Genomic DNA, 22,538 nt, shown 5'->3' with positions numbered 1-22,538 from the left:
TGACCGCAGTAAAAGGTCGTGATTATCTGATTGCAGGCGCTAAAACCCGTCCTTTAGGGCGGGGATACAGCGTCCCCGGAAATCGGAGATTTCTGGTGTGTGAACGAGACGATTCACGTCTCGTCAACGCCGTCATCGTCTTACTTGCGCGTGAGACTACCGTCTCGTAGGCCCACGCTATCAGTAAGCTTAATTATATGGTTACCATATAGGGTGACAATGAATCGGTACGAAACCGACGATGCCGAAGAGATCCTCGACCGAACCGTGAAGCCCTTCGGGAGTGGTGGTGCCCACATCACCGTTCCGAAGCGGTGGATCGGGGCTGAGGTCAAAGTCGTCCGCGTTTCGGACCCCGATCCATCCAACAACGAGTAGGCTATGCGCTACAACTACCGGTACCGGCTCAACCCGTCCGACACTCACCGAGAGACGTTGGACCGACACCGCAACCTGTATCGGCAAGTGTACAACCACTTCCTCCACCGACTCAACCGTATCGACGGGACGACGAAGTACGGTGAAATCAATCAGCTCCCGTCACTCAAGACGTGGTGGACTGAACTCTCCGACCTCTATTCTCGCACGCTTCAGAACGTCGTTGAGCGGTTGTACGACAACCTCTCACGGCTGAAAGACGCGAAAGATGCTGGGCGGAAGGTCGGTCGACTGAAGTGGAAAGCACTACCCGAGTACCGGTCGTTCACGTATCGACAGTCTGGCTTCGAACTCAAGAACACGAGTGGCCGGCCTGTGCTCCGACTCTCAAAAATCGGTGAGATACCCCTCCGACTGCACCGGGACATCCCGGAGGGTGCGAACCTCAAGCAAGTGACGGTGAAGAAAGAACCGACCGGCGAGTGGTTCGCCATCTTCGGCATCGAAACACCCGACGATCCGCCCGAGAAGCCTGAGACACTCACTGACGTCGTGGGAATCGACGTGGGGATTTGCAAGTACGCGCACGACACGGAGGGGACCGCCGTGGGGTCACTCGACCTCTCCGCCGAGCGCGACCGCTTGGAACGCGCACAGCGCGACCTCTCGCGGAAAGAGCACGGCTCTGCAAACTGGGAGAAACAGCGGATGGTCGTGGCCCGGCGGTACGCCGACCTGAAACGGAAACGCCGCGACTTCTTGCACAAACTCTCGAACTACTACGCGCGGGAGTACGACCTCGTGGCGGTCGAGGACTTGAACACGAAGGGCTTAATCGAGCTACCGGGCAACTCGCGGAACCGAGCGGGTGCGGCATGGGGAACATTCCTGCGGATGCTCGAATACAAGTGTGAACGCGAAGGCACGCACTTCGTCGCCGTGAATCCGAGAGGAACGACCAAAGAATGCGCGGTCTGTGGGGTCGAGACCGACAAACCGTTGTGGGTGCGTGAACACTCCTGTCCGTCGTGCGGCTTCGAGGCGGACAGGGATGCGAATGCGGCGTGGACGGTTCTTGGTCGTGCTCTCGACCAGATAGGGACGGGCTGTCCCGAATCAACGCCTGCGGAGACTGCGCTCCCTGTGGATACACCTGTGTCTGCAAAGCGCGTCGTTGAAACAGGAAGCCCCGCCGTTTAAGGCGGGGAGAAGTCACTCAGTCTGGGTCTTCTCGATCTCGATCTCGCCGGTGTGGATCTTCGCGCCGTCCTGGGCGACCTTCTCCGCGAGCACGGCGCACTTGATACGCATCGGGCTGATGTCGACGCCGAGCATGTCGGTGACGTCGTCGCGGTCCATCGCGTCGAGTTCGTCGAGGGTCGTGCCCGGCAACCGTTGGGTGAGCATCGACGCGCTGGCCTGGCTGATGGCGCAGCCGTCGCCCGTGAACGCGACATACTCGATGGTCTCCCCGTCGTCGGCCAGCTTCACGTCCATCCGGATGGTGTCGCCGCAGGAGGGGTTCTCGCCGACGTGCGAGAAGGTCGCGTCCTCGATCGTCCCGCGGTTGCGCGGGTTCTTGTAGTGATCGAGGATCTGCTGCCGGTACATGTCCGAGCCGAGTCCCATTGTTGTCGTCGGTACGGTAGTGCGGGGGAAAAGGGTTGCTCTCCCACCTTTTGCTGTGCGGGCGGCTTCGCCGCCCGCTGGCAAAATCTGGACCAAAACCGCACCTCACCCCCTCGCTGCGCTCGGGGGGTTCGGCGCGTCCGCTCGCTCGTTGCACTCGCTCGCGGGTGCTCCGCTGGTACTATCGGTGGTGCTCGACCGTTCGAATCGTTCGATCCGTCCGTACTTTTATAACTGAGAGCGGGACCAGAGGCCCCCGTGCGCTGACTCTCGTCGCAGGGTGCCCGCGGTTGCGCGACGCCACGCCCTGCGAACTCTGCCGCGGCGTCGCCTGTTCGCCCACCTTTTGCTGCGGTCGCTCGCTTCGCTCGCTCCCTGGCAAAAGCTGGACCAAAAGCCTCGTCGCTCCCTCTGGTCGCTCCTCGGCCCGCTCGCTCCCGTTGGTCGCTTGCGGTACGGCGCGCCGACGCGAGTGGCGGGTGGGACGGCGGCTACGCGAAGAGGTCGCGCGCCGCGTCCACCGCCTCGACCAGCGTGTCGACCTCCTCCCTGGTGTTGTAGAGGTAGAACGACGCCCGGGCGGAGGCGGCCACGCCGAGCGTGTCGTGCAGCGGCTGGGTGCAGTGGTCGCCCGCGCGGATCGCCACGCCGTAGTCGTTGAGGATGCTCGAGAGGTCGTGGGCGTGGACGCCGTCGAGGTTGAACGCGACGAGGCCGCCGCGGTCGTCGCCCGGCGGGCCGTAGATCTCCACGTCGTCGTACTCGGTCAGGCGGTCGTAGGCGTACTCGGCCAGCCCCTCCTCGTGGGCCTGGATGCGCTCCAAGCCGATGTCGTCCAGGTAGTCGCAGGCCGCCGCGAGCGCGATGCCCTGGCAGATGACGGGCGTGCCGGCCTCGAACTTCCACGGGAGGTCCTCCCAGGTCGCGTCCTCGTAGGTGACCTTGCGGATCATCTCGCCGCCGTAGAGGTACGGCTGCATCTCCTCCAGCAGGTGGCGCTTGCCGTAGAGGACGCCGACGCCGGTCGGACCGCACATCTTGTGCCCGGAGAAGGCGAAGAAGTCGGCGTCAAGTCGCTTCACGTCCACGGGGCGGTTAGGGACCGACTGCGCGCCGTCGACGAAGATCAGCGCGCCGTGGTCGTGCGCGAGGTCGGCCAGCTCCTCGATCGGGTTGACCGTCCCGAGGGTGTTGGAGACGTGGACGGCGCTGACCATGCGCGTGTCGTCAGTCACGAGTTCGCGGGCGTGGTCCATGTCGAGGCGGCCCTCCTCGTCGACCCGGACGTACCGCACGTCCGCGCCGGTCTTCTTCCCGATCTGCTGCCACGTGACGAGCGAGGCGTGGTGCTCCATCTCCGTGAGGATCACCTCGTCGCCGGGGCCGAGTTCGGCGAGCCCCCACGCGTAGGCGACGGTGTTCATCGCCTCGGTGGTGTTCTTCGTGAAGACGACCTCCTCGCGGCCGTCCGCGCCGACGAACTCCGCGACGCGGTCGTGGGCCTCCTCGTAGGCGACGCTGGCCTCCTGGCTGAGGCTGTGGATGCCGCGGTGGACGTTGGCGTTGTAGCTCCGGTAGTAGTCGGCGATGACCTCGACGACCTGCTCGGGGGTCTGGCTCGTGGCGGCGTTGTCGAGGTAGACGAGCGGCGTGTCGTCGCCCGGTCCCTCGCCGGGGACGGTCACGTCGCCGCCGACCCTCCGCGCGAGGATGGGGAAGTCCTCCCGGATGCGCTCGACGTCGAGCGGCTCGATCTCTTGCGTGCTCATTACCGGAGTGAAGGACGCGCGAACAAAACACTCCTTCGGTTGGGTCAGCGACCGGTACGACGCGTTCGACGGGGGCAGAATCGAGAGATCAGAACCGGAGTAGCTGCGCGTGGCGGGTGCCGTCGATCTCCAGCACGGTTGCCTCGTCGACGAAGCCGTGTTCGATCGCGAGGGCGACCGCGCGCGTCCCGACGATGTTGGCGACGCTGGCGCGGGCGAGCGCGCTCACGACGCGCTCCTCCTCGACCCGCTCGCCGTCGTAGAAGTCAGGTTCGACAGTGAGCGACACGTGGCCGTTCTCGAACGTTCGACCGAGGATGTCGGGGTCGCAGACGGAGACGAGCAGGCCCTCTTCGGTTTCGCGTTCGGTCAGGAGCATCTCACTCTACCAGTCGTTGTTCGGCGCGCTGTCGGAGTTCGTCGGCCTCCTCCGCGAGGCGTTCGGCCTCCTCGTCCTCGCCGAGGTGCTCGAGCGAGGCGGCCTTCTCCTCCAGGAGTTCGGGCGTGCGGAAGTTCAGCCGTGTCGCGTTGTCGAAGCAGCGAACCGCGTCCTCGTGGAGGCCGCGCTCGGAGAGGAAGAAGCCGCGGTTGTACCACGCCTGCCCGAAGCGCGGGTCGATCTCGACTGCGCGCTCGGCGTGCTCGAGCGCCTGTTCCGTGCGGCCGTCCTCCCAGAGGGCGTAGGCGAGGTTCGTCTCGGCGGTGGCCGCGTGCTCGCTGTCGTCGTCGATCGAGAGCGCCTCGCGGTACGCGCCGATGGCGTCGTCGTACTCCTCGAGCTGGGCGTGCGCCGCGCCCTTGTTGACCCACGCCTCCTGTTCGAGCGCAGGGTCGTCGGCGAGGCGCGCGGCCCGCTCGAGCGCATCGGTCGCCTGCTCGAAGCGGTTGATCTGCATGTAGGAGATGCCCACGTCGACGAGCGCCTCGACGTCCACCTGTCCCTTCGGGATCTGCCGCCGGTCGAGGATGTCGGCGAGCGCCCGGGAGTCCACCGGATCGACCATGCTCGGATCGACCTCGAGTTCCGGCGGGTCGAGGTCGAACCCCTCGAAGGAGTCGCCGAACCCCTGGCCCTCGGAGAAGCGATGGCCGTCCCTCTCGTCTGTCATGCCTCCGGCTTGGCGACTGGCATGGTTAAGGGCTACGCCCTCGCCCTCTCGACCATGCGACTGTTCGTCAGCGTCGACCTGGATCCGCTCGCCGACGCGATCCGCGCGGCGCAGGAACCGTTCGCGGACGTCGACGGCCTCAGACTCACGGATCCCGAGGGGGTCCACGTCACGCTCAAGTTCCTGGGGGAGGTGTCCGAGTCGCGCGTCCCCGCCGTCGAGGACGCGCTCGCAGCGGCCGTCGAGGAGGCGGGCGTCGCCCCGTTCGAGGCGCACGTCGGCGGCTACGGCGTCTTCCCGTCGCGCTCGTACGTAAGCGTCGTCTGGCTCGGCGTCCGCGAGGGGGCGACGGACCTGACGCGCCTCCACGAGGCGTGCGAGGAGCGCACCGTCGCGCTGGGGTTCGACCCCGAACGCCACGACTTCACCCCGCATGCCACGATCGCGCGGATGGATCACGCCGGCGGGAAGGAGCGCGTCCTGCGCGTGCTCGACGAACGCGACCCCGACGTGGGCGCGATGCGCATCGACGAGGTGCGCCTCACCGAGAGCACCCTCACGCCCGACGGGCCCCGGTACGAGACGGTCGCCGCGTTCCCTCTGTCGGTTTAGGCGATCCAAAAATATCCGAATGGTGATAGGTTTAAACGCCCGGGAGCCGTATCTCACGCATGGCCTCGTCCGCGGATTTCGCCCTCGTCTTCGTCGCCGGGCTCGTCACCGCGCTGGCGACGGGCCTCGGCGCGCTCCCCTTCTTCCTCGTCGAGGAGGTGTCGGACCGGTGGAACGTCGCGCTGTGGGGACTGGCGTCGGGTATTATGCTCTCGGCGTCGGTGTTCGGGCTCGTCGCGGAGGGGCTGGCCGCCGGCGGTCCCCTCAGTCTCGCCGTCGGTCTCGCGGCGGGCGTCCTCCTCGTGGTCGTCGCCCACGAGGTCATCGAGGGTCGGAAGGTCGATCCCCACCAGTACGAGGAGGCGAGCTTCCGGAAGCTCGTGCTCATCCTGGGCGTCCTCACCGTCCACAGCTTCCCGGAGGGCGTCGCCATCGGCGTCTCGTTCGCCGACCTGAACGTCGGCGGGGCGGACGCCCTCGCTCTGCTCGGGTTCTCCGTCCCCCTGCTCGCGGTGTTCATGACGGTCGCCATCTCGATCCACAACGTCCCGGAGGGGCTCGCCGTCGCCATCCCCCTGCGGGCGATGGACGTCCCGCGCTGGCGGATGGTCTGGTGGGCGGTCTTCTCCAGCCTCCCGCAGCCGATCGGCGCGGTGCTCGCGTTCTACTTCGTCACGCTGGCGAAGGCGTTTCTCCCCGTGGGCTTCGGCTTCGCCGCCGGGGCGATGATCTACCTGGTGCTCTCTGAGTTCATCCCCGAGGCGATCGACGTCGGCGTGACGCTCCCCCGACGCGGGGTTCCGGAACTCGTCGTTGGAGTGGCCGCGGGCGTCCTGTTGATGGTGCCGCTCGCGTTCGTGTGAGGCGCTCGAAGGGCGTTTCCGATCGGGGAGATCGGGGAGACGGAAGGAACAACGATTTTAAGCCCGGCACGGTACTCGGGCGTACTATGGGCAAGAAATCGAAGGCGCAGAAGAAGCGGCTGGGCAAGCTCCAGAAGCAGAACCGGCGCATCCCGGCGTGGGTCATCATGAAGACGGACCGCGACGTGATGATGAACCCGAAGCGGCGTAGCTGGCGGCGGGGGGACACGGACGAATGAGCGCGAGCGACTTCGAGGAGCGGGTGGTGACCGTCCCCCTGCGCGACGTCCACGCGGAGGCGAAGCACAAGCGCGCCGGCAAGGCGATGAGCGTCGTCCGCGCGCACCTCGCGAAGCACTTCAAGGTCGACGAGGACGACGTACGCCTCGACCCCTCGATCAACGAGGCCGTCTGGGCCCGCGGGCGAAAGCGACCCCCGCGGAGACTCCGCGTCCGCGCCGCCCGCTTCGAGGAGGAGGGCGAGGCGGTCGTCGAAGCCGAGACCGCATAAGGGTGCTTCGCACGGCCCTCTCCGGCTCCGCCTACGTCGGCGTCTTCGCCCGCGCGACGGACGATTGCCTGCTCATCAGGCGGGACGCGGACGACGACCTCGTCGAGCAGTTCGGGGACGAACTCGACGTGCCCGCCGTCGCGACGACCGTCGGCGGTTCCTCGACCGTGGGCGCGCTCGTCGCCGGCAACGGCAACGGTCTCCTCGCCAGCAGCCGCCTCGACGAGGCCGAACGAACCGCCATCGAGGACGCGACCGGCGTCGAGGTGACGGAACTCCCGGGGCGCATCAACGCCGCCGGCAACGTCGTCCTCGCGAACGACACGGGCGCGTACGTCCACCCCGACCTCTCGGAGGAAGCGGTCGAGGCGGTTCGCGACGGCCTCGGCGTGCCCGTCGAGCGCGGCGACCTCGCGGGCGTCCGAACCGTCGGGACGGCCGCCGTCGCCACCAACTCGGGGGTCCTCTGCCATCCGAAGGCGACCGACGCCGAACTCGACTTCCTCGAGGACCTCCTCGGCGTGCCGGCAGACATCGGGACGATCAACTACGGCGCGCCGCTGGTCGGCTCCGGGCTCGTCGCCAACGACCACGGCTACGTCGTCGGCCGCGAGACCACCGGGCCGGAACTGGGGCGCATCGAGGACGCGCTCGGCTACATCGATTGAAAGGGAACTTTCTTCCCGCTCGCCCCCGCAGGTTCTCCTATGAGTCAGTATACGGTGACCGGTCGGTTCCAGAACCGCGACGGGTGGCGGGAGTTCTCGAAGACGGTCGACGCGCCGAACGAGGACGTCGCCGTCGAGCACACGTACGCCGAGTTCGGGTCGAAACACGGCCTCAAGCGCACGCAGCTCGAGATCGAGGGGGTCGACCGATGAGCGTCGGTGGCGGCGGCGGCCAGATGCAGGAACTGCAACAGCAGCTCCAGCTCATCGACCAGGAGATCGAGGCGCTCCGCGAGGAGATCCAGGGGTTCCAGGACGAGAAGACCGAGGTCGACGAGGCGGTCGAGGCCATCGAGGCGCTCGACGACGGCGACACGGTGCAGGTCCCCCTCGGCGGCGACGCGTACGTCCACGCCGAGGTGCAGGACATGGAGCGCATCGTCGTCGGTCTCGGCGGCGGCTTCGCGGCCGAACGCGACGAGGACGGCGCGAAGGACAGCCTGAAGCGCAAGAAGGAGCTGCTCGACGAGCGCATCGAGGAGGTCCGCCAGGACATCGAGGACCTCGAAGAGGAGGGCGATAAGCTCGAGCAGCGCGCCCAGCAGATGCAGCAGCAACAGCTCCAGCAGATGCAACAGCAGATGCAGCAACAGCAACAGGGCGATCGGGACGACGAGTAAGCGATGTTCGACGGACTGCGGAAGAAGCTCGACCGGTTCCGGGAGGACGCCGAGGAGGCGGCGGAGGAAGCGGCCGAGGAGGAGGCCGCCGCGGGGGAGGCGGGGAGGACCGGCGGGGTCGAACCCGAACCCGAATCCGAGGCCGAGGAACGCCCGGCCGACGCGGAGGCGTCCGGAGCGTCCGACGTCGAACCGGGAGACGGCGCGACGCCCGCCGAGCCGGCGGCCCCGCCGGCGGAACCCGACGCCGACGCCCAGCCCGAGACGGGCGCGGAACCGGCCGCCCCACCGGCGACCGACGCCGACGAGGCCGCGGACGAGGGCGAGGGGGAGTCGTCCTCCGGCCTCGGCCTGTCGCGCTCGGAGTCCGAGGGGGAGGACGAGGAGGAATTCAAGGCGAGCTTCGGCGCGCGGGCGAAGGCGTTCGCCACCGGCGGCGTCGTCATCCGTCCCGAGCACCTCGACGAACCGCTCGACGACCTCGAACTCGCGCTGCTGTCGAGCGACGTGGAGATGGGCGTCGCCCAGGAGATCCTCCGGAACATCCGCGAGGAGGTCGAGGGGACGACCCGCGCGCAGGTGCAGTCCACCGGACAGGTCGTCGAGATGGCGCTGCGCGAGGCGCTGGTGGACGTCATCAGCGTCGGGCAGTTCGACTTCGACCGGCGCGTCGCCGAGGCGGACAAGCCGATGGTCATCATCTTCACGGGCGTCAACGGCGTCGGCAAGACGACCTCGATCGCCAAGCTCTCGCGGTACTTCGAGGAGCGCGGGACCTCGACGGTGCTCGCCAACGGCGACACCTACCGCGCCGGGGCCAACGAGCAACTGCGCGAGCACGCCGAGGCGCTCGACAAGAAGTTCATCTCCCACGAGCAGGGCGGCGACCCGGCGGCGGTCATCTACGACGCCGTCGAGTACGCCCGGGCCCACGACGTCGACGTGGTGCTCGGGGACACGGCGGGCCGCCTGCACACCTCCAACGACCTGATGGCGCAACTGGAGAAGATCGATCGCGTCGTCGACCCCGACATGACGCTGTTCGTCGACGAGGCGGTCGCCGGCCAGGACGCGACCCAGCGCGCCCGCCAGTTCAACGAGGCGGCCGCCATCGACGGCGCGATCCTCACGAAGGCCGACGCCGACTCCCAGGGCGGCGCGGCCATCTCCATCGCCCACGTCACCGGAAAGCCCATCCTCTTTCTGGGAACCGGCCAGGGCTACGACGACCTCGAACGGTTCGACCCCGAGCGCATCGTCGACCGCCTGCTCGGGACCGACGAGGCGTAGCCCCGGGTCGGCGCGCACGGCCGCGTATCGCGCGTCAGCCGTCCCCGGCGTTTCCACCCTGCCCCTCCACCCACCAACCGGTGACATTCACCGGTATCCGGTTCGACGCGAACGACGCCGATGCGCGCCCCGTCCGGGGGTTCTGACCGCACCGGGCGTCGTTCGAGTCGGTGACACCGCCCGGCGAGGGCGTACGCCCGAATCGGATCGCGGTCTTCCGGTTACCGATGCCCGCACCGGAGGACGGGGTGACACGTGTTCCGGTAACACTTGACGAGATCGCCCAGCGACGTCAGTCCTCGCCGGAATGACGGGGTATAACGCCATCCCTTGTTCAGTGGGCACATGGAACGCAGACGGCGCGCGATTCGACACGGACGGACGCTGACTGAGGGGGGTGATCGCCATGAATACGGTTGAGCGGTGGAAGCAGGAGAAGCACCCGCTCGACGTCGTCGAGGACGTGCGTGAGTACGCCGCCGAGGGGCTCGCCTTCGACGAGATCGAGGAGCGGGCCGGGTCCGGCGAGTGGGAACGCCTGAAGTGGGCGGGGATGTACACCCACGGGAGACAGTCGGGGTACTTCATGCTCCGGACGAAGGTGCCCGGGGGCTACCTCACGCCCGAGCAGGCCGAGGTGATCGGGCGGGTCGCCACCGAGTACGCGACGGCCCCCGAGGAGCACGGCGGTGCCGAGCAGAACGAACTCTGGGGCGACGCGTTCCTCGACATCACGACGAGGCAGGACGTCCAGATGCACTGGATCAGGCTGGAGGACGTCCCCGAGATCTGGGACCGCTACGACGAGGTCGGGCTGACGACGGTCCAGGGCTGCGGCGACGGCGCGCGCAACGTGCTCGGCTGCCCCGCGGCCGGGCTGGACGACCACGAGGCGTTCGACGCCCAGCCGGTCGTCGAGGCGGTCTCCGACTTCTTCACGGGGAACCGGGAGTACGCGAACCTCCCCCGGAAGTTCAAGCTGACGATCACTGGCTGCCGCGAGGACTGCGCGCAGTCCCAGATCAACGACGTGGGGCTGACGCCCGCGGCGAAGGAGATCGACGGGGAGCGATACTACGGCTTCCACGCCCGCGTCGGCGGCGGGCTCTCGGACGGCCCGCGGATGGCCTCCGATCTCGACGTGTTCGTCCGCCCCGAGGACGCAGTCGAGTTCTGCCGCGCGGTCGCGCAGGTGTTCAAGGAACTGGGCGATCGCCACAACCGGGGCGTCTGCCGGATGCGCTACCTGGTCGAACAGCTGGGTCCCGAGCGGTTCGAGGCGGCGGTCCGCGACCGCTGTACGGTCGACCTCCGCGAGCGCGGGACGGACCTCACGGAGGGGTACACCGGCGACCACGTCGGGGTCCACGACCAGAAGCACGGGGGACTGAGGTACGTCGGGTTCAACGTCGTCGCGGGCCGGATGGGCGGCGAGGAGTTCGTCGAGGCCGCCCGCGCCGCCCGGCGCTACGGCACCGAGGAGACCTCGATCCGGCTCGCGACCGACCAGAACTTCCTCGTCACGCACGTCCCCGAGGGCGAGGTCGAGGATCTCCTCGCGGAGCCCTTCGCGGCGGACTACCGTCCCGATCCCGGTCCCTTCTCGCGGGGCGCGGTCGGCTGCACGGGCAGCGAGTTCTGCAACTACGGGGTCATCGAGACCAAGAAGCGCGTCAAGCGCTGGGCGCGGGCGCTCGACGACCGCGTCGAGACGCCGGACGACCTCGACGTGGTTCGGATGCACCTGAGCGGCTGCTCGGCGTCGTGCGCACAGCCCCAGATCGCGGACGTCGGCTTCCGCGGCGAGACGGTGAAGGTCGAGGGCGAGGGGAGCACGAACGCCGAGGGCGACGCCATCGTCGAGGGGGTGGACTTCGGGCTCGGGGGGAGCCTCGGCCTCGACAACGACTTCGTCGACTGGGTGGAGACGGCGGTCCCCGCCGGATCGGTGATCCCCGCCCTCGAACAGCTCTTCGCGGTCTACGTCGAGGAGCGGGCCGACGGCGAGCGCTTCTACGAGTGGTGCCGGCGGGTGGAGAACGATCGCCTCCGGACCGTCATGCGCCGCGCCGACGCGACCGTCGCGGGGGGTGTCGCCCATGACGGGTGAGGAACCCGCGGAGGACGATCTTCCCACCGCAGGCGGTCGCGGCGAGCCGTTACCGCGCGTCCCCGGGACGGGGGATCGAGACGGCGGTGGCTGCGCGGACGGGCGGTGCACCTGCGGCGGGGCGACCGCCGGCGACGAGAGAGACGACAGCGCCGTCGCGGACGGCGGCTCCCTGGCCGCGAACGTCGACGCCGAGGGGCGACTCGGCGACGTCGCGTTCACGCCCCCGGCGGCGGGGGTGAGCCGGGACCTGGAGGACGGCTCCGACCCGACCGAGCGCGTCGGCCTCCCGGAGGGCGTCGACCTCGACACGCCGGGGTACTCGATCCGCCGAGAGATGAACGACATCGAGACGCCCGACGAGAAGACGTGGTTCATGGAACTCGACCACGCCGTGATCGACGCCGGGCGGTGCATCCAGTGCGGGACGTGCGTCGCCGCGTGCCCCTCCGACTCGATCGGTATCGGGGACGACGACCTCCCCGAACTCGTGAAGATGTGCACCGGCTGCTCGCTGTGCTGGGACTTCTGCCCGCGCGGCGGCCTGCGGTACGAGCGCCAGTGGGTCATCACGGGCGGCGAGGACAACGTGACCGGCGCGGGCGACCCCATCACGGAGTTCTCCGCCCGGGTCACGGAGTCGTGGCGGCGCGGCGCGCAGGACGGCGGCGTCGTCACGAGCGTCCTGAGCCACCTGCTCGAGGCCGGCGAGATCGACGGCGCGCTCGTCGCCGCCGAGAGCGAGGACGAGCCGTGGAAGGGCGAGGCGTTCCTCGCCACCACGCCCGAGGAGCTGATCGCCAACGCGGGGAGCTTCTACAACCAGACGATGGCGCTCGGCAACCTGTCGCTCGACCGGTGGGCGCACAAGCTCCCCGACAAGCCGCCCGAGGAGCTGTCGCTCGCGCTCGTCGGGACGCCCTGCGAGATCGAGGGCATCCGCGCCCTCCGTGACTTCGACTGGGAGTACGGCTCCCAGGAGGCGATGGTCCGCGCCGTCGAGTACACGATCGCGCTGATGTGCACGAAGAACTTCAACTACTACCGGCTGATCGGGGACCTGCTCTCTGAGCGCCGGGGCATCGCCCCCGAGGAGATCGGCAAGCTCGACGTGCTCCACGGGAAGATGATGGCCTACGACCGCGACGGCGACCTCCTCCTCTCTGAGGACGTGGAGAACTTCCACGACGCCGCCCTCAAGGGGTGCAGCGAGTGTGCCGACTTCACGGGCTACTGCGCCGACCTCACCGTGGGCTCCGTGGGATCGAGCGACGAGTACTCGAGCGTCATCGTCCGCACCGAGCGCGGCCTGAAGGCGTGGAACCTGACGAAAGGCGACCTCGACTACCACGACTTGGAGGACCGGAGCGCGATCGGCAAGCTACAGAGCTGGGACAAGAAGCGGGCGTTCGAGGCGCTTGAGCGACCCTTCGACCCCGACGCGCCGCGGTTCATCGAGTACACCGACCACGCCGAGCGGTACGGGACGGAGGTGAACCCCCACGAGGCGGATCACTGAGTCGCGTCACGGGTGCGCCCGCCGGCTCGGTAGCTGCATTTGACACCCCGTTGAACGAGACTCAGCGTTCAGCAGGCCGGTAAGCAATACCGCGAACGTCCTCGTGCTCTCCGGAGAGCCTTCGCCCTTTCAGCCCGCCAGGGGGCGGAACGTCCGGTCCGCCGTCGCTACTCTCCGTCGGTTCCGTCGTCCTCCCTCTCGTCGTCTTCTTCCTCCGCCGCCGCGCTCAGCCCGTCGTCGCCCCGCTCCAGCGCCGTCGTCACCCGAGGTGGTCGAGCACCGCGTCGACGTCGTTCGGCACGGGTTCGGGCTCCGTCCCGGCGGCCGCGGCGGCGTCGGGGTCCTTCAGCAGGTGGCCGGTCGTGAGACAGACCACGTCCTCGTCCGCGTCGACGACGCCCGACTCGCGGAGCGTCCGGAGGCCGGCGACGCTCGCGGCGGAGGCGGGTTCGACGCCCACCCCCTCGCGGGCGAGGTCGCGCTGGGCGTCGGTGATCGCCTCGTCGCTCACGGCGACGGCGGTCCCGCCCGTGGCGCGGATGCCGGGCAGGGCCTTCGGCGCGTTGACGGGGTAACCGATGCGGATGGCCGTCGCGCGCGTCTCCACGTCGTCCCAGCGCTCGACCGCCTCGCGGCCCTCCTCGATCGCCTCCACCAGGGGTGCAGAGCCCTCGGCCTGCACGGCGGTGATCTTCGGCACGTCGTCGTCGGTGAGCGACCCCGCGTGGACGAGTTCGCGCAGCGCCTTGTAGAGCGCCGCCGTGTTGCCCGCGTTCCCGGCGGGGAGGACGACGCGGTCGGGGTAGCGTCCCTCGTCGGCGTGGAACTCCTCCAGGAGTTCGAAGAAGATGGTCTTCTGGCCCTCCAGGCGGAAGGGGTTGAGCGAGTTGAGCAGGTAGACCTCCCCGCGCTCGGCGAGCGCCTGGACGACGTCGAGGCAGTCGTCGAAGTTGCCGTCCACCTCGAGGATGCGCGCGCCGTGGAGGCTCGCCTGCGCGATCTTCCCGGCCGCGACCTTCCCCGCCGGGAGGAGCACGAGCGTCTCCATCCCGGCGCGCGCGCCGTAGGCGGCGAGCGCGGCGCTCGTGTTGCCCGTCGAGGCGCAGGCGAGGCGCTCGACGCCCAGCTCCCGGGCGACCCGCACGCCGACGGTCATCCCGCGATCCTTGAAGCTCCCGGTCGGGTTCATCCCCTCGTGCTTCACCCGGAGGGTCCGAACGCCCACGTCCTCGCGCAGGCGGGGGACCTCGTGCAGCGGGGTGTCGCCCTCGGGGAGCGAGACGCCCGACTCGAACGGGAGGGCGGCCGCGTAGCGCCAGACGCCGCGGCCGGAGAACTCCTCGAACGCGGGGTAGCGGTCGTAGCGCACCTCGAGCAGTCCGTCGCACTCGGGGCAGGTGTAGACGACGTCGTCGAAGGGGGCGAGCGTCGCGCCGCACTCGATGCAGGCGAGCCAGACGCCGTCGTCGGCCGCCTCCGGGACGCGCGTCGAGAGTTCCAGCGTGGCCATTGCCGAGGGGTCGGCGCAGGGAGGCAAACGTGTGGCGGTCCACGCGCGTTCTGCCGGTGTCCCGAGGCACGCTGTGACGTACTGATTCGACCCGATGCGAGGGAGAAAAATCAACATAACAATAGTAGAAATAGAAACGTACAATACCGCCGCCGGGTCGCCTCCACTCGCAATGAGAGACGGTCTCGATCGACGGACGTTCGTGAAGGGCGCGGGAGCGACGGCGGCGGGCGCGGCGCTCGGTGTCGGGACTGCGACCGCGGAGAAGGAGGAAAAGGAGGAGGAGGAGGAGCGCAACCGGGGACGGAAGTCGCGGAAGCGATCCGAGGAGGAACCGGCTATCGTCGCCCACCGCGGGTTCGCCGGACAGTACCCCGAGAACACGGTCGGCGCGGTCGAACTCGCCGCTCGCGGCGGGCTCGGTCCGGCGGCGGCGCGGCGGGGCGCGGACATGATCGAGATCGACATCATGCCCACCGCCGACGGCGACGTCGTCGTCTTCCACGACGACCGCCTGAGCGAGCGCGACGGTGGCGAGCGCGGCCTCACCGACGCCGACGGCGTCGTCTGGGAGACGCCCACCGAGGAGGTGCTCGACGCCGAGGTGCTCGGGAGCGGCGAGACGGTTCCCCTGCTGACCGACGTGATGGACGCCATCCCGACCCGCGTCGGCGTCAACATCGAGTTCAAGAACCCCGGCTCGTTCGACGTGCGCTTCGCCGAGAAGCTCGACGAGGACGAACTGGCGCGGCAGAAGGAACTCTGGCGGCCGCTCACCGAGCGCGCGATGGCGATCGCCGCCGACTACGACAACGAGATCCTCGTCTCCTCGTTCTACGAGGCGGCACTCGCGACGGTCCGCGAGGTGGCTCCCGAGGTGCCCGTCGCGCCGCTGCTGTGGGACTCCATCGAGGACGGCCTCGACATCGCCCGGCGCTACGACGCCGAGGCGGTCCACCCGCCGTACAACATGATCCGCGACACGCCCTTTTTCGCCGACCCCTACTACACGGAGGGGCCGTGGGAGGACGTGGACCTGCTCGCCGTCGCCCACGAGGAGGGCCGCGAGGTGAACGTCTACACGCTCGGCACCTGGTACCAGGCCCAGGAACTCGCCGCCGCCGGCGTCGACGGACTCATCGCCGACTACCCCGGACTGCTCGCGTTCGGCGCGCGGCGCTGAGCGGGACTACTGACTACTGACTACTCCGCCGTCGCCCCGTCGCCGTACTCGTCGATGCGGTCGTGGACGTACGCCGCCCACTCGTCGAGCGTCTCGTGGAGCAGTTCCTTCGCCTCGGGAAGCGGCGTCGCGGTGTACTGATAGACGTGGCCGCCGCCGTCGAGCAGGCGGCGCTGGCGCTCGGCGAGGCCCTTCTCGCGGAGCGTCGAGAGCGAGCGGTTGACGTTCGAGCGGTCGCGGTCGACGACCTCCGCGAGTTCCGCGACGGTGCTGCCGGGGTTGTCGAGCAGGGCGAGGTAGGTGTTGCTCTCGTGGCGCTGGATCCCGAAGACGCACGAGAGGACGTCGGCGAACTGGGGTTCCTCGTCGAGCATCAACTCGCGAAAGCGGTCCGGACTCGGCTCGGCGTCCATGCGCCCCCTAGGGTCGAACGCCGGATAAATCCCGCCGTATCGCGCTCGTCGAGAGGGACGCGGGCCGAAGGAGCCGAGTCAGGCGTCGGCGGCGTACCCCATCTTCCGCAGGCACCCCCGCATCTCCTCGGCCGTCGCGTGCTTGTGCAGCCGCGTCGGCGTGTCGCAGTAGTACGTCTCGCCGTCCCACCTGAGGGTCACCTCGTGAACCTCCCCCAGGAACTCCGTCTCGACGACGACCCGCTTTCCCGCCGAGAGGGCCTCCAGTACCTCGTCTGCCGTCCACTCGCCGGCCGCGATAGTCACGCTACTCACTCCGTGTCACCGACGGACGGTAGACGCCCCCGTATAATGATGCCTCGGATGTGCGAGCGTGCCACATCGACACACGCTCGGGATCCGACTTTTTACGCGCTCCGTGAACCGCCGCGTGCGATGAACCAGGAGGTTCGGACCGAAACGACAGTACAGCACTCGAACGACACTGAGTGGCGCGCCGGCGTCGTCGCCGGACTCCTCGCCGCGGCCGTCATGGGCGTGCTCCTCACGATACAGATGCCCGACACCATCGGGGTCGCTATTCCCTCGATGTACGGACTGCGGGGGCTGCTCGCGGGGTGGGTCGTCCACCTCGTCCACGGGGCGGTGCTCGGCCTCGTCTTCGCCGCCGTCGCCGGACCGCTCGGCGTCGCCCGATCCACCGGCCGATCGCTCGCGCTCGGGGTCGCCTACGGCGTCGTCGTCTGGGCGCTGCTCGCGGTGCTCGTCATGCCCGTGTGGTTGAGCGCCGTCGGCTCCCCCGCGAACCCACCGCTCCCGAACGTGAACGTTAAAAGCCTGATCGGTCACGTCGCCTACGGTGCGGTCCTCGGCGGGACGTTCCCCTCCCTGTCGCGGTAGGCCGACCACATCCCGGGAGAGGGGCCGGCGGGGTCACCCGGCAGTGTCAGGGTATGACACGGCGCGCGCCAGAACGAGGAACGCCGATGCCCGCGGCCGTCCGACCTCTAGGGTATGAGTTCCGCAACTCGAACCCCGGAGGCAGCAGAGACACCGCCCGCGATGGAGACGCCGCCCGGAGCGTGGATCGGCGCGGTACTCGACGGCGTCGTCGCGGCGGTCGCCATGGCGGTCGCGATGGCCGTCCTCATGCCGGGAGCGCTCGAACAGGCGATCCCGGCGCTCTACGGACAGACCGGCGGCGCGTTCGGCCTGACCGCTCACCTCGCCCACGGGGCGGTGCTCGGCCTCGTCTTCGCCGCGATCGTCCGCTTCGGCGGGCTGACCGAGTACACCGACAGCGTCACCCGGAGCGCGCTCCTCGGGGCGGCCTACGGCGTCGCCCTCTGGATCGTCACCGGGAGCTTCGTCCTGCCCGCGTGGCTCAGCGCGGTCGGCGTCCCCATGGCCGTCCCGACGTTCAGCGGCGCGAGCCTGATCACCCACCTCGTCTACGGCATCGTGCTCGGCGCGCTGTACCCGTGGGCGAAGCGGTACTAGTAACCACCACGTTTTGCAGCGCCACCTTTTCCTGCGCTCGCTCGCCAGCGACCGCGGAGCGTGTCGCTGGCGGCTCGCTGGCAAAAGCTGGATCAAAACCCTCCTCCACCCCCTCGTCGCGCCTCCGGCGCTCCTCGGGGGTTCCGTCGGTCCGCTCGCTCGTTGCACTCGCTCACGGGTGCGCGCTGATGCCGATGATCCGGTCGGGGCTGTCGGATCGTTTACTCGGGCCGTATCTTTATAACAGAAAACGGAACCAGTGTCCCCGTGCGCTGACTCCCGTCGCGGGGCGCTTCGCGGTTGTGCGACGCCACGTCCCGCGATCCCGCCCCCGCCGCGGCGTCGCCTGCACGCCCACGTTTTGCCGCGGTCGCTCGCTGCGCTCGCTCCCTGGCAAAACCTGGACCACCGCCGCATCTCATCCCCTCGCTGCGCTCGGGGATTCGGCGCGTCCGCTCGCTTGGCCGTCGGCCTCGCTCGCGGTTGCTCAACGCCGAACTCCGCGAACACCGCCCGCGGCGTCACCTGTCCGCCGTCCCGGGCGTCGGTTCGTCCGATCACTCCAGCAGCGTCACCAGCAGCGCCTTCTGAGCGTGCATGCGGTTCTCCGCCTGGTCCCAGACGAGCGCGCGCTCGCTCTCGAGCACGCCGTCGGTTATCTCCTCGCCGCGGTGGGCGGGCAGGCAGTGCATCACCCGCGCGTCCGTCCCGGCGAGCAGCTCCTCGTTCACCTGGAACCCCTCGAAGGCCGCTAGCTTCTCCGCGCGCTGGTCCTCCTGGCCCATGCTCACCCAGACGTCGGTGTAGACCACGTCGGCGTCCGACGCGGCGTCGGCCGGGTCGTCCGCCAGCGTCGGGGCCGTCCCCAGCTCGCCCGCCCGGTCGAGCACGTCGTCGTCGATCGCGTACCCCGCCGGCGTGACGACGGTGAGGTCGACCCCGGCCATCGCACAGCCGAGGACGAACGACTGGGCGACGTTGTTCCCGTCGCCGACCCAGGTCACGTCGACGTCGAAGCCGCCGAACGCCTCCCGGATCGTGAGGAGATCGGCGAGCGTCTGGCAGGGGTGGGCGTCGTCCGTGAGGCCGTTGACGACGGGGACGGTCGCGTGAGCGGCGAGTTCCTCCAGGTCGGCGTGGTCGAACAGCCGCGCCATGACGACGTCGACGTACCGCGAGAGCACCCGCGCGGTGTCCCTGAGGGGTTCGCCGTGTCCCAACTGGATGTCCTCCGGGCCGAGGAACATCGCGTGGCCGCCGAGCTGCGTCATCCCCGTCTCGAAGGAGACGCGGGTGCGCGTGCTCGGCTTCTCGAACACCATCGCGAGCGTCCGGTCGGCGAGCGGCCGCTCCGTCGTGCCGTCGGCGAGGGCCGCCTTCGTCGTCGCCGCGCGGTCGAGGACGGCCAGCAGTTCCTCCGCCGTCAGGTCGTCCACGTCGAGGAAGTGCCGGACCATCACGACCCACCCCGGAGCGTCGCCGCCACGTCGGAGAGCACCTCGACGGAGCGGTCGAACTCCGCGAGCGGGAGGTGCTCGTTCGGCGCGTGATCGAGATCGGAGTTCCCGGGGCCGTAGGTGACCATAGGGCAGTCCCAGACCCGCGCGAAGAGGTTCATGTCGCTCGTTCCGGTCTTGCGCAGCAGGCGGGGGTCGCCGTCGTGATCCCGGATCGCGACCCGGAAGGCGCGGGCGACCTCCGTCCGGGGGCTCATCATCACCGGCGGGACGAAGTCGTGCCAGCGGACGGTGCCGCCGTTCAACTCGCCGTCGGCGCGCTCGCGCACCTCCTCCACGGAGTACGCGGGCGGGACGCGGAACTGCACCTCCATCGTCGCCTCCACGGAGAGGCCGTCGTCGCTGACGCCCCCCTCGACGGCGACGGGCTTGGGGGTGACGCGCTCGAAGACGGGCGTCCACTCGTCCTCGGCGAAGGCGTCGGTGACGCGCCCCCACCAGTCGAAGGCGTCCTGGATGGCGTTGTTCTCCGGGCGCGAGGAGTGCCCCGACTCGCTCGTGGCGACGTACGTCCCCGAGAGCAGGCCGCGGTAGCCGAGCGTGATGCCGTTCCAGCCGGAGGGTTCGCCGTTCACCACCGCGCCCGGTTCCTCACGGCCCGACTCGATGAGGTGGCGAGCGCCCGCCGACTCGCGCTCCTCCTCCACGACGCCGACGAAGCTCACGCCCTCGCGGACCGCCGCGACCGCCATCGCCGCGAGCGGGCCCTTCGCGTCCACGCTCCCGCGACCCCAGAGAGAGGGTTCGCCGCGCTCCTCGCCGGGGGCGATCTCGACGGGGATCTCGCCGGGGACCGTGTCGATGTGCGACGTGAGGAGCGCGCTGTCGTCCGCCGGCGCGTGGACGTTGCCGACCTCGTCGGTCCACGCCTCCCGGCCGTGGCGCTCGAAGAAGGCGACGAGGTGATCGGCGCAGGCGCGCTCGTTACCGCTCACGGACGGCGTGGCGACGAGCGTCCGGAGCAGGTCGCGCGCCTCCTGCCGACCGACGCTCACGGACTCGCTCGCGCTCACGCGAACCACCTCCGGCGGCGAACGGGGGCGGGCGAGTCCGTCGCTACCGACGGGTTCGTCCTCATCCCACCACCTCCGCGATCGCGTCCACGACCGCGTCGCAGTGCTCGCGCTCGACGATCAGCGGCGGGAGCAGTCGGAGGACGGTTCTCCCGGCCGGGAGCGCGAGCACGTGGTGGTCCATCGCCAGCTTCGGCAGCAGGCGGTTCGCCCCGCGCTTCACCTCGACGCCCAGCATCAGGCCCTCGCCGCGGATGTCGCGCACGGCGTCGCCCACGGCGGCGTCGAGTTCGCCCGTGAGGTAGTCGCCCATCGCGGCGGCGTTCCCCGCGAGGTCCTCGCCCTCGATCACGTCGAGCGTGGCGACGGCCGCCGCGCAGACGACGGGCCCGCCGCTGAACGTCGAGCCGTGGTCCCCCGCGTCCGTCGCGATCCACTCGCGGCAGAGCGTCGCACCGACGGGCAGGCCGCTGGCGAGGCCCTTCGCCGTCGTGAGCACGTCCGGCACCACGTCGCGCGCCTCGCAGGCCCACGTCGTCCCGGTGCGCCCGAGGCCGGTCTGGATCTCGTCGAGCACCATCGCCGCGCCGTGGTCGTCGCAGGCCTCCCGGACCGCCCGCAGGTAGCCGTCGGGCGCGGGGTTGACGCCGCCCTCGCCCTGGACGGGTTCGAGGACGACCGCGGCGGTGTCGTCGTCGACCGCGTCCGCCACCGCCGCCGCGTCGCCGTACTCGACGAACTCGAAGTCGCCCGCGAGCGGTTCGAATCCGGCCTTGTACTTCCCCTTCCACGTCGCGGCGAGCGACCCCATCGTGCGCCCGTGGAAGCTCCCCGTGGTCGCGACGATCTTCGAGCGGCCGGTCGCGTGGCGGGCGAACTTCAGCGCCGCCTCGTTGGCCTCGGTGCCGGAGTTGCAGAGCCACGCGTAATCGAGGTCGCCCGGCGCGCAGTCGGCGAGGCGCGCGTACAGCTCGTCGCGCACGTCCACCGGGTACGACCCCTGGACGTACAGCAGCCGCTCGAGCTGGTCCGTCGCGGCCGACACCACGTCCGGGTGGCAGTGGCCGGTCGGCGTCACGGCGTAGGACGCGCCGAAGTCGAGGTAGCGCGTGCCCGACCCGTCGTAGAGGTGGGGCCCCGCGCCGCGAGCGATGCGAATGGGTTTCTCGGAGAAGACGAATCCGGTCATGTCAGAGCCTCCGGCGTGATCGTGGTGCCCGTCCCGGAGAGCGCGGCGGAGACGGGCGCGTCGGCGTTCGCGCTGGCGACGACGACGCTGCTCGCGCCGCCCTCGAGCGCCTCGGTCGCGGCCATCACCTTCCGCGTCATGAACCCCTCAGCGGCCTCGTCGAGGCGCTCGTAGGCCGCGGGCGAGTCCACGCGCTCGATGACCGAGTCGGGGTCGTCCACGTCGGCGAGGACGCCCGGCACGTCCGTCAGGAGGACGAGGTCCGCGCCGAGCGCGCCCGCGATCGCGGCCGCCGCGCGGTCGGCGTCGGAGTTGACCGCGAGCCACTCCTCTCCGTCCTTCGCCAGCATGGGGACGGTGACGACGGGCGTGTACCCGCCGTCGAGCAGCGTCTCCAGCAGGTCGCCGTTCACCTCCGCGATGCGCCCGGAGTGGTCCCCGCGGCGGATCTTCTTCCGGCCGTCCTCGACGACGCGGATCGCCCCCTTGCGCGGGCCGGTGAGGAGGCCGCCGTCGACGCCCGAGAGGCCGACCGCGTCCGCGCCCGCGTTCTGCAGGCCGACGACGAGGTCGGTGTTCAGCTTCCCGGGCAGCACCATCGAGAACACCTCCATCGTGCGCTCGTCGGTGAACCGCCCGACGACCCCGGCGGGCGTCTCGACGTACTCCGGTTCCTCGCCCATCGCCTCGAGCGTGTCGTCCACCGCCGTCGAACCGCCGTGGACGACGACGACGCGCTCGCCCTCCGCCGCGAGCGAGGCGATGTCGGCGAGCGCGCCCTTCGGATCGACGGCGCGCGCGCCGCCGATCTTGACGACGACCGTCACGCGAGCCACCTCCGACGATCGGTCGATCCGCCACGTAGGGCGGGAATGGAAGGGGCCGCGCGCTGGACGAAGCACGGACCCGCAAGCACCGAAGCGAACGGAGTGAGCGAGGAGCGCAGCGTGGTCTGCGCGAGTCCAGCGCGTGGGGGCTTCCGAGTTACAGTCTCCGTCGTGGTTTCCGTTCCTGTCGCGGTTCCCGTCTCCGTCGCGATCCCCGATAACCCGCACTGACGAGAGGGGAGTATCAC

26 protein-coding genes are annotated in these 22,538 nt (G+C 69.5%); 15 read left to right on the top strand and 11 right to left on the bottom strand.

The window, feature by feature from the left end; genetic code table 11:
• The first annotated feature begins 219 nt into the window (after positions 1–219).
• Together NKI68_RS04130 and NKI68_RS04125 are read left to right on the top strand one after the other, a co-directional pair.
• Positions 220–378, top strand: a complete 159-nt coding sequence (locus NKI68_RS04130) for a DUF2080 family transposase-associated protein (RefSeq protein ID WP_254545426.1) — start codon at positions 220–222, stop codon at positions 376–378.
• Between the two features lie 3 nt (positions 379–381).
• On the top strand, positions 382–1,578 hold the full coding sequence (locus NKI68_RS04125; protein ID WP_254545425.1) for an RNA-guided endonuclease InsQ/TnpB family protein: 1,197 nt from the start codon (positions 382–384) through the stop codon (positions 1,576–1,578).
• A gap of 12 nt (positions 1,579–1,590) precedes the next feature.
• Here the strand turns inward: NKI68_RS04125 and sufU are convergent, their stop codons facing one another.
• From sufU to NKI68_RS04105, 4 genes are all read right to left on the bottom strand, one after another.
• A complete protein-coding gene (gene sufU / locus NKI68_RS04120) occupies positions 1,591–2,007 on the bottom strand; it encodes a Fe-S cluster assembly sulfur transfer protein SufU (RefSeq protein WP_254545424.1) in 417 nt (138 codons plus the stop codon).
• 491 nt (positions 2,008–2,498) lie between these two features.
• Positions 2,499–3,776, bottom strand: a complete 1,278-nt coding sequence (locus tag NKI68_RS04115; RefSeq protein ID WP_254545423.1) for an aminotransferase class V-fold PLP-dependent enzyme — start codon at positions 3,774–3,776, stop codon at positions 2,499–2,501.
• An 88-nt stretch (positions 3,777–3,864) separates the two neighbouring features.
• Positions 3,865–4,155, bottom strand: a complete 291-nt coding sequence (locus NKI68_RS04110) for a DUF424 domain-containing protein (protein ID WP_254545422.1) — start codon at positions 4,153–4,155, stop codon at positions 3,865–3,867.
• Position 4,156: 1 nt separating this feature from the next.
• A complete protein-coding gene (locus NKI68_RS04105) occupies positions 4,157–4,885 on the bottom strand; it encodes a tetratricopeptide repeat protein (protein WP_254545421.1) in 729 nt (242 codons plus the stop codon).
• A gap of 54 nt (positions 4,886–4,939) precedes the next feature.
• Here NKI68_RS04105 and thpR point away from each other — a divergent pair, with 54 nt between their 5' ends.
• The 10 genes from thpR (at position 4,940) to NKI68_RS04055 (ending at position 13,138) form a co-directional block, all read left to right on the top strand.
• Positions 4,940–5,497 (top strand): RNA 2',3'-cyclic phosphodiesterase, encoded by a 558-nt coding sequence (gene thpR / locus NKI68_RS04100; protein WP_254545420.1) that lies wholly within the window; start codon positions 4,940–4,942, stop codon positions 5,495–5,497.
• A gap of 59 nt (positions 5,498–5,556) precedes the next feature.
• Positions 5,557–6,360 (top strand): ZIP family metal transporter, encoded by an 804-nt coding sequence (locus NKI68_RS04095; protein ID WP_254545419.1) that lies wholly within the window; start codon positions 5,557–5,559, stop codon positions 6,358–6,360.
• A gap of 86 nt (positions 6,361–6,446) precedes the next feature.
• A complete protein-coding gene (locus NKI68_RS04090) occupies positions 6,447–6,599 on the top strand; it encodes a 50S ribosomal protein L39e (RefSeq protein ID WP_254545418.1) in 153 nt (50 codons plus the stop codon).
• Positions 6,596–6,871: a 50S ribosomal protein L31e gene (locus NKI68_RS04085; protein WP_254545417.1), complete on the top strand. Its 276-nt coding sequence runs from the start codon at positions 6,596–6,598 to the stop codon at positions 6,869–6,871. The genes NKI68_RS04090 and NKI68_RS04085 overlap by 4 nt, the downstream gene beginning before the upstream one ends.
• A 2-nt stretch (positions 6,872–6,873) precedes the next feature.
• Positions 6,874–7,539: a translation initiation factor IF-6 gene (locus NKI68_RS04080; RefSeq protein ID WP_254545416.1), complete on the top strand. Its 666-nt coding sequence runs from the start codon at positions 6,874–6,876 to the stop codon at positions 7,537–7,539.
• Between the two features lie 39 nt (positions 7,540–7,578).
• A complete protein-coding gene (rpl18a, locus tag NKI68_RS04075; RefSeq protein ID WP_254545415.1) occupies positions 7,579–7,752 on the top strand; it encodes a 50S ribosomal protein L18Ae in 174 nt (57 codons plus the stop codon).
• Positions 7,749–8,219 carry a prefoldin subunit alpha gene (gene pfdA, locus NKI68_RS04070; RefSeq protein WP_254545414.1) on the top strand — a complete coding sequence of 157 codons (471 nt, stop codon included), beginning with the start codon at positions 7,749–7,751 and terminating at the stop codon, positions 8,217–8,219. Before rpl18a ends, pfdA begins: the two co-directional genes overlap by 4 nt.
• Positions 8,220–8,222: 3 nt before the next feature.
• Positions 8,223–9,509 (top strand): signal recognition particle-docking protein FtsY, encoded by a 1,287-nt coding sequence (ftsY, locus tag NKI68_RS04065; RefSeq protein WP_254545413.1) that lies wholly within the window; start codon positions 8,223–8,225, stop codon positions 9,507–9,509.
• Positions 9,510–9,915: 406 nt separating this feature from the next.
• A complete protein-coding gene (locus tag NKI68_RS04060; RefSeq protein ID WP_254545412.1) occupies positions 9,916–11,619 on the top strand; it encodes a nitrite/sulfite reductase in 1,704 nt (567 codons plus the stop codon).
• The gene (locus NKI68_RS04055) at positions 11,609–13,138 is read left to right on the top strand and encodes a Coenzyme F420 hydrogenase/dehydrogenase, beta subunit C-terminal domain (RefSeq protein WP_254545411.1); all 1,530 of its coding nucleotides are present in this window, start codon (positions 11,609–11,611) and stop codon (positions 13,136–13,138) included. Before NKI68_RS04060 ends, NKI68_RS04055 begins: the two co-directional genes overlap by 11 nt.
• 259 nt (positions 13,139–13,397) lie before the next feature.
• On the opposite strand, the gene thrC is transcribed toward NKI68_RS04055, so the two are convergent.
• On the bottom strand, positions 13,398–14,648 hold the full coding sequence (thrC, locus tag NKI68_RS04050) for a threonine synthase (RefSeq protein WP_254545410.1): 1,251 nt from the start codon (positions 14,646–14,648) through the stop codon (positions 13,398–13,400).
• A gap of 172 nt (positions 14,649–14,820) precedes the next feature.
• Here thrC and NKI68_RS04045 point away from each other — a divergent pair, with 172 nt between their 5' ends.
• The gene (locus NKI68_RS04045; protein ID WP_254545409.1) at positions 14,821–15,831 is read left to right on the top strand and encodes a glycerophosphodiester phosphodiesterase; all 1,011 of its coding nucleotides are present in this window, start codon (positions 14,821–14,823) and stop codon (positions 15,829–15,831) included.
• Between the two features lie 20 nt (positions 15,832–15,851).
• On the opposite strand, the gene NKI68_RS04040 is transcribed toward NKI68_RS04045, so the two are convergent.
• Both NKI68_RS04040 and NKI68_RS04035 read right to left on the bottom strand, forming a co-directional pair.
• Positions 15,852–16,244 (bottom strand): helix-turn-helix domain-containing protein, encoded by a 393-nt coding sequence (locus NKI68_RS04040; RefSeq protein WP_254545408.1) that lies wholly within the window; start codon positions 16,242–16,244, stop codon positions 15,852–15,854.
• 78 nt (positions 16,245–16,322) lie between these two features.
• Entirely contained in the window at positions 16,323–16,559 is a 237-nt protein-coding gene (locus NKI68_RS04035; RefSeq protein WP_254545407.1) for a DUF8001 family protein, read from the bottom strand.
• Positions 16,560–16,679: 120 nt separating this feature from the next.
• Here NKI68_RS04035 and NKI68_RS04030 point away from each other — a divergent pair, with 120 nt between their 5' ends.
• Together NKI68_RS04030 and NKI68_RS04025 are read left to right on the top strand one after the other, a co-directional pair.
• Positions 16,680–17,144, top strand: a complete 465-nt coding sequence (locus NKI68_RS04030) for a DUF6789 family protein (RefSeq protein WP_254545406.1) — start codon at positions 16,680–16,682, stop codon at positions 17,142–17,144.
• A 114-nt stretch (positions 17,145–17,258) separates the two neighbouring features.
• Positions 17,259–17,744 carry a histidine kinase gene (locus NKI68_RS04025; protein WP_254545405.1) on the top strand — a complete coding sequence of 162 codons (486 nt, stop codon included), beginning with the start codon at positions 17,259–17,261 and terminating at the stop codon, positions 17,742–17,744.
• A gap of 557 nt (positions 17,745–18,301) precedes the next feature.
• Here NKI68_RS04025 and argF read toward each other — a convergent pair.
• From argF to NKI68_RS04005, 4 genes are read right to left on the bottom strand one after another with little or no spacing between them, the layout of a single operon-like run.
• Complete coding sequence (gene argF / locus NKI68_RS04020) at positions 18,302–19,201, bottom strand: ornithine carbamoyltransferase (RefSeq protein WP_254545404.1); 900 nt, start codon at positions 19,199–19,201, stop codon at positions 18,302–18,304.
• Positions 19,201–20,283: a [LysW]-lysine hydrolase gene (locus NKI68_RS04015; protein WP_438267798.1), complete on the bottom strand. Its 1,083-nt coding sequence runs from the start codon at positions 20,281–20,283 to the stop codon at positions 19,201–19,203. The genes argF and NKI68_RS04015 overlap by 1 nt, the downstream gene beginning before the upstream one ends.
• A 52-nt stretch (positions 20,284–20,335) precedes the next feature.
• The gene (locus NKI68_RS04010) at positions 20,336–21,463 is read right to left on the bottom strand and encodes an aspartate aminotransferase family protein (protein WP_254545402.1); all 1,128 of its coding nucleotides are present in this window, start codon (positions 21,461–21,463) and stop codon (positions 20,336–20,338) included.
• Positions 21,460–22,290 (bottom strand): acetylglutamate/acetylaminoadipate kinase, encoded by an 831-nt coding sequence (locus NKI68_RS04005; RefSeq protein WP_254545401.1) that lies wholly within the window; start codon positions 22,288–22,290, stop codon positions 21,460–21,462. The genes NKI68_RS04010 and NKI68_RS04005 overlap by 4 nt, the downstream gene beginning before the upstream one ends.
• Positions 22,291–22,538 lie beyond the last annotated feature (248 nt).

The organism is Halomarina pelagica (assembly GCF_024228315.1).
Lineage (GTDB): Archaea > Halobacteriota > Halobacteria > Halobacteriales > Haloarculaceae > Halomarina > Halomarina pelagica.
Note: the sequence above shows the minus strand (reverse complement) of the source record. Positions and strands in the feature narration are given on the sequence as shown.